This is a genomic window from Chloroflexota bacterium (assembly GCA_016875535.1).
In the GTDB taxonomy this organism is placed as follows: domain Bacteria; phylum Chloroflexota; class Dehalococcoidia; order SHYB01; family SHYB01; genus VGPF01.
Map to the genome: position 1 here is coordinate 1 of VGPF01000072.1, position 5,954 is coordinate 5,954.

The 5,954-nt window shown below is 61.1% G+C and carries 6 protein-coding genes; 1 reads left to right on the plus strand and 5 read right to left on the minus strand.

All coding sequences use genetic code 11. From position 1 onward, the window contains the following. On the minus strand, positions 1 to 901 hold a 901-nt coding region (locus tag FJ039_12400), incomplete at its 3' end, for an ABC transporter permease (GenBank protein MBM4406948.1). Between the two features lie 66 nt (positions 902 to 967). Further along, a complete protein-coding gene (locus FJ039_12405; protein MBM4406949.1) occupies positions 968 to 2,119 on the minus strand; it encodes an amidohydrolase in 1,152 nt (383 codons plus the stop codon). Positions 2,120 to 2,340: 221 nt separating this feature from the next. Between FJ039_12405 and FJ039_12410 the strand changes: the two genes are divergently transcribed. Beyond that, positions 2,341 to 2,790, plus strand: coding sequence for a PadR family transcriptional regulator (locus FJ039_12410; GenBank protein MBM4406950.1), 450 nt, complete (start codon positions 2,341 to 2,343; stop codon positions 2,788 to 2,790). 46 nt (positions 2,791 to 2,836) lie between these two features. On the opposite strand, the gene FJ039_12415 is transcribed toward FJ039_12410, so the two are convergent. From FJ039_12415 to FJ039_12425, 3 genes are all read right to left on the minus strand, one after another. Continuing rightward, complete coding sequence (locus FJ039_12415) at positions 2,837 to 3,982, minus strand: acyl-CoA dehydrogenase (GenBank protein ID MBM4406951.1); 1,146 nt, start codon at positions 3,980 to 3,982, stop codon at positions 2,837 to 2,839. A gap of 102 nt (positions 3,983 to 4,084) precedes the next feature. Further along, a complete protein-coding gene (locus FJ039_12420; protein MBM4406952.1) occupies positions 4,085 to 4,717 on the minus strand; it encodes a hypothetical protein in 633 nt (210 codons plus the stop codon). Positions 4,718 to 4,768: 51 nt separating this feature from the next. Further along, a complete protein-coding gene (locus FJ039_12425; GenBank protein MBM4406953.1) occupies positions 4,769 to 5,599 on the minus strand; it encodes a hypothetical protein in 831 nt (276 codons plus the stop codon). Positions 5,600 to 5,954: the final 355 nt, after the last annotated feature.

Here is a 5,954-nt window from a genome sequence, read left to right on the forward strand (position 1 = left end):
TCACGAGCATGGTGATGGCGGCGATGAGCATCACGTTGGCCTGGATCTGCGTGTAATCCCGGTGCGTGACTGCCTCCAGGGTCAGCCTGCCCAGGCCCGGCAGGCCGAAGATGACTTCGATGATGATGGTGCCGCCGAGCAGATAGGCCAGCTGTGTGCCGATGATGGTGATCACCGGAATGAAGGCATTGCGCAGCGCGTGCCGCATGATTACGACCCGTTCCGTGAGGCCCTTGGCCCGGGCCGTCCGCACATAGTCTTCCCGCAGCACTTCCAGCATCGCCGAGCGCGTCATGCGCATCGTGGTGGCTGAGAGGCCGAAGCCGAGGAGGAGCGATGGGAAGAGGAACTGCAGGAGGTTGCCGCCCGGGTTATCGGTGAAGCTCTGGTAGATCACGGGAGGGATCCAGCGGAACTGGATGGAGAAAAAGACCAGGAGCATCGTGGCGATCCAAAAGCTGGGGACGGACAGGCCGATGAGGCTCACGAATCGGGCCAGGACGTCCGGCACGGAATTGCGCTTGATGGCGGCGATGATGCCCGCCGGCAGAGCGACTGCGATGCCCACGATGGATGAGAAGACGGCAAGCTCGAGGGATATCGGGAACGTCCGCGCGATCTCGTGGGAGACGGGTTGGCGCGTCCAGAGGGACGTGCCGGCATCCCCCGTGAGGAGTCCGCCTATCCAGCTGAAGTACTGGGTGAAAAAGGGCTTGTCGATGCCAAGGATGGCGCGTATCTGGGCCTCGGCCTCTCTGCTGAAGCCGAAGGAGCCGGACTCGGAGGCCATGGCCACGATGGTGTCTCCCGGGAAGAGGCGCACAAGGGAAAAGATCATCAGGGAGACGATGATGAGGGCCGGAATCGTGACCAGGACTCGTTTGAAAACGTAGTCGCGCATAACGGTGTAGCGGCCCTTTTCCCCTCGTCAAGATGAGCGCATCAGAGACGCTCGCTGAGACGGATATCAGACAAGGCCATACAGCTTCGCGGCATTATCGCAAACAATGGCTCGTCTGTCTGCCTCCGGGACGTTCACGAACATCTCGTCAATAACCCGGCGGCTGTAGGGCCAATCGCAGCCGTGGTGCGGATAATCGGTAGACCACATGATGTTGCCGACCCCCGCCGCATCGCGGTTCTTGATGGCGAAGGCCTCCTTGATAAAGGTGACGCGCCAGTTCCGGTGGTAATACTCGGCTGGGGTCAGCTTTAACGTGGAGTTCGTCCAGGTGCGGTTGCGCCACCAGAAGTCGTTCATATGCTCCAAGAACATCGGTATCCAGCCTGCGCCCACCTCAACGCCTACAACCGTCAAGGCAGGGTAGCGGTCGAAGATGCCTGCGTAGATCATCCTAGACATCGCTCCGGAGATATGGGCGATGCCTCCCCCCATTTCAGCCAGGCTGGGCAGTCCCTGCTTCCCGCCGACCTTCTCCGCCGCCGCCTTGCTGCTTCCAGGCGCCGCTCGCTTGGACTTCTGCAGGATGTCGCCGTGGATGTGGACAATCATCCTCTCCTGCTCGGCGGCGGCCCAGAACGGCTCGTCCTGCTGGCTCACGTTCTCCTCACCTGAGGGCCAGGCGCTGATGACAACGCCCTTGAAGCCGTGTCTCTTCGCCTGGCGCAGTTCCGCCACTGCGGTCTCTACCCCGAGGTTCGGCATCTGGGCGATGGGGATAAGCCGCGCCCGGTCCGGCGCCGAAAACTCATCGTAGATCCAGGCGTTGTAGGCCTCGATGCCCGCCCGGTGGAAGGCATCGTCCTCGTTCGCCATGAAGTACTGCATCGTCCGCTGAGAGGGGAAGAGGACCTCGGCGTCAATGCCATCCTTGTCCTGCTCCTCCAGGCGCGGTCTGCCAAGGAAGCACCCTTGGTTGATACCGGCGTACGTGGACCCGTACCAATGGAACTGCTCATAGGTCTTCCCGGCCGCCGTCACCAGGCCGATGGGCATCGGAGGGGCCCCGCGGAGGAACTCCCAGGCGTCTCCTCCCATGGGATCCTTGACGATGCGCGGGATGCGATCGTGGAACTTCTTTGGGACATAGCGCTCCCACATATCCGGCGGCTCTATGGTGTGACCATCGGCAGAGATGATGCGGTGTTTCTTTGCCATCGGGGACACCTCGCACGCAGCCGACGGAGTCGGGCTAGGCTGGAGACAGCTTCAACACGGTCAAGGACAATACCTAGGTTAGTTATTGAATGGCAGGCTAACACCCAGGGATACACCTGTCAAGATTGGCGGAGGCTTGGAAAGCTCCTGCTGGAATCGCGGGCTGTGCATGCCTCTAAGGTCACGCTGTGGTATCATTCGCGTCAGGCTATACGTAACGTATGCACAAAGGCGCTTTGCCTGCGATCGGTATCAGAGCTCCCCTAATCGGAAGGGAAATCCCGAGAAAGGACACGCCAAGGGTGAGCTGGGATAAGCCTGACTACTGGGAGATGCTGATCCGCCGGAGCCTTTCGCGGTTCTTCATGTTGCGCGCCCTGTACGATAAGCCCTCCCACGGCTATCGCTTGAAAGAGGCGGTGCGCAAGGCCGCCGAGGGTTGCTGCGAGCCCACGGATGCGATGATCTACCCCGCTCTGAAAGAGCTGGTGGAGCATGGGTACGTTGAGGTGAAGGGCGAATACCAAGGGGCCCGGGAGCGGAAGGTGTGCAGTCTGACGCCCAGGGGTGTGGAGGCGTACAAGGCGGCCGCTGCCGCGTGGGCCTCCGTTCTGCCGCAGATCCAGGACGCGATAGACGTCGCGGATAAGGCAAAGCCCGTAGCGTCTTAGCGGCGCGCCGGCTGCTGTCCGGGCTTCCTTCCGATTCGAACGCTCGTCACCGATTCCCTTCAAAGAGCCGTTTGGCGATCAGCATCTTCTGGACCTCTGACGTGCCTTCGTAGATCTCCGTGATCTTGGCGTCTCTGAAACAGCGCTCCACGATGCTCCCCTTAAAGTAGCCGTAGCCGCCGTGCACCTGGACCGCCTTTGTCGAGACCCACATGGCGGCTTCGGCGGCGAAGAGCTTGGCCATAGACGATTCCTTGCTGAAGGGTTTCCCGGCATCACTAAGGGCGGCGGCTTGGTGTGTAAGGAGTCGCGCGGCTTCCACGCGGGTGGCCATCTCCGACAGCATGAACTGGATGCCCTGGTGCTGCGCCAAGGGCGCGCCGAAGCTCTTGCGCTGCTGCGCCCAGGCCACAGAAGTATCCAGGGCCGATTGGGCGATGCCTGTGGCCTGCGCCGCGACGCTCATGCGCGATACCTCAAGGACTTGGAGGAGATACTTGTAGCCTTCGTCCTCCCGGCCTATGAGGTTGGCGGCGGGGACTTCCGCATCGTCAAAGAAGAGGTCGCAGGTGGTGGAGGCGATGATGCCGATCTTTCCATGCTGTTTCTTCAGGGACACACCCTTGGTGTTGCGCGCCACGACGAAGATGGCGATGCCCTTGCTTCCCTTTGCCTTATCTGTGGTGGCGGCCACGATGAAGTGGGTGGCGCCATCGGCGCAGGAGATAAAGGTCTTGGAGCCGTTCAAGATGTACCTATCGCCTTTACGGATAGCGGTGGTCTCAAGGGCGGCGGCGTTGGAGCCGGCGTTGGGCTCGGTAAGGGCAAAGGCGCCGACGAGCTTGCCGGTGCTCAGCGGCTCCACGAAGGCCTTTTTCTGGGCCTCCGATCCAAAGCGCACGATGACGGGGCCATAGAGGCCGATCTGGACGGCTAGGATCGTGCCGACACCGGCATAGGCGCGGCAGATCTCTTCCACAGCGAGGACCGTCTCCACCGCGCCGCCGCCGGAGCCGCCGTATGCCGGATCTATGGCGATGCCGGTCAACCCCACTTGGCGCATCTTTTCGAAGATATCGTGCGGGAAGTCCTCGCTCTCATCGAGCTTAAGGGCTTGCGGGGCGATGACCTTGTTCGCGAAGTCCCGCGCCATCTTTTGGATCTGGAGCTGGGATTCGGTGAGATTGAGCATGGTGCGTGACCTCTGTCCCTCGGGTATCCCGACTAGTGTACTGCAAAAGCAAACGCCCCGAGGAAGTTCGGGGCGTTTGCGAGCGTGGCATCAGCGGGAATGCTATGAGGCCTTCCGAGCCTTTGCGGCCTTCTTTGCCGCTTTCTTCACGGGGAATCTGATGGGTCTATTCAGGACCGGACGCGGAGCGCCGCCGGTCAGCTTGTAGAGCAGGGTATCGAGCTCTTCATTCAAGTGGTAGACGGCATTCCAGAGGATCATCCCGTTCTCCCATGTCGCGTTCGGGAAATCGCGGGAGGGCTTCTCCTGCACGAGCATCAGCTCGCTCGTCTTGACGATGGTCTCATAGAGCGCCCCGGCCTTGGTCTTCTTCCACTTGGTTGGGAAATCCAAGGACATGACGCTCTTGTGGAACTCAACCGCCCAGAATGAGAGAAGGTCGCGGAAGGCGCGGGCGTCGTCAGCCTGGAGGCGCTCTTTGCGATAGGCGAGCCAGCGGAGCGCATCGGCCTGCATGAGGGCGGTGCTGTTATCCTGCCGCGAGACCTTTGCCGCGTCAGACGCGTCCTGAGCGGCGAGAGCGCCAGCCAGGGCGTCGCTACGCTGCTCAGGGGAAAGTATCATGTAGCTCTGGATGTGCTGCATCCGGTTCCACTCCGGGCGGAGGAAATGCGCGGTGATGGAAGAGACGCCTCCGAAGACCCGGTGGTGGTACTCCTCAAGGATATACGGCATACATAAATCTCCCGTAATTAAGGTATGGTAGTTCGGGCTGATGCGCCAGGGTTACGCTTTGGCGCCGGGCTTGGCGGCCTTCGGATCGAACTCTGCGATCTCGATGCAGGACTGGTCGCCGTAGGACATGCGCGTTAGATACTTGATCTTGACGCCCGGGACCACTTGTTGCGGGCCGCGGATGCACACGGAGGTTGCCACGGTCTCGCAGAACTTGCGGACCGTATCGTGTGAATAGCCCATGCTCCAGGCCATCGCCACCGGAGTGCAGAAGGTGATGTTGCGCTCCACGTACGTCGGCGTCATCTTGCCGACTTCGAACTTGACTCCCATCAGGGCATCCGTGCCGGCAAGCAAGGCAATCGCCGTCTTGGCGTCCTTGCCTTTCAGATCGAACTGGTCGGCAACCAGATCCCAGTACATGTGCTGCTTGGCGACCTCTTCCCATGCCTGCTCGATGACGTGCTGGCCCTTCTCATCGCCGAGCTTCTCCAGGACATCGCAGCTGAACTTCATGAGCATGGCGGCGCACGTGAAGTAGAACTGGCTCACCTGTTTGGCATCTAGGTCGTCCATCGTGTTCTTGCCGGTGATGTGCTTGAGCAGATCGTTGAAGGTGGCCTTGGTCATATCGAGCTGGGAGAGATCGGCGCCCACCTGCTTGGAGAGCTGCCCGGCGGCGGCCTTGATGATGTCCACTCCCGGTTGACCCAGATGCTGCGCCACACGCTGCGCGACGTTCAGAGACATGATGCCCAGGACGGGACCCACGCGGCGGTGCTGGATCTCCACGGGCATGCTGGCGATGGCCTCTTTGACTTCCTCGGGCTTGAATTTCCGAGCGGGCTTCCAATCCATGGCCTTGTTTTGAATGGTGGTCATAGGCTCCTCTTTCTTGGTGGCTATCCTCAGCGCATCCCTGGCGGGAAGGCAATATATCGTTGACTTAGGTAAGCCTGGTAAGCCTAGCACACGCGGAGAAATAGTGTCAACGGCGGGAGACCTCTCCCCCGATGCCGCATCGGGGTCGCGAAGACTCGACCTTGGTCCCTCCCGTAGCTCGCGGACGAGCACATGAGGCGAGGGGAGGAGGAGACCTCACCCTCTTATCCCTCTCCTGTGAACCGCCCCGGGAAAAGTGGAGGCTATTATCCTTGAGGGGAGGAAGCCATGACACGACCGGGACGGTATCCAGCGGAGGTGCGAGAGCGGGCGGTGCGCTTGGTGCAGGAGCACC

Coding starts and splice junctions, on each gene's coding strand:
- FJ039_12405 (MBM4406949.1), bottom strand. CDS start 2,119: ATGGCAAAGAAACACCGCATCATCTCTGCCGATGGTCACACCATAGAG.
- FJ039_12410 (MBM4406950.1), top strand. CDS start 2,341: ATGCACAAAGGCGCTTTGCCTGCGATCGGTATCAGAGCTCCCCTAATC.
- FJ039_12415 (MBM4406951.1), bottom strand. CDS start 3,982: ATGCTCAATCTCACCGAATCCCAGCTCCAGATCCAAAAGATGGCGCGG.
- FJ039_12420 (MBM4406952.1), bottom strand. CDS start 4,717: ATGCCGTATATCCTTGAGGAGTACCACCACCGGGTCTTCGGAGGCGTC.
- FJ039_12425 (MBM4406953.1), bottom strand. CDS start 5,599: ATGACCACCATTCAAAACAAGGCCATGGATTGGAAGCCCGCTCGGAAA.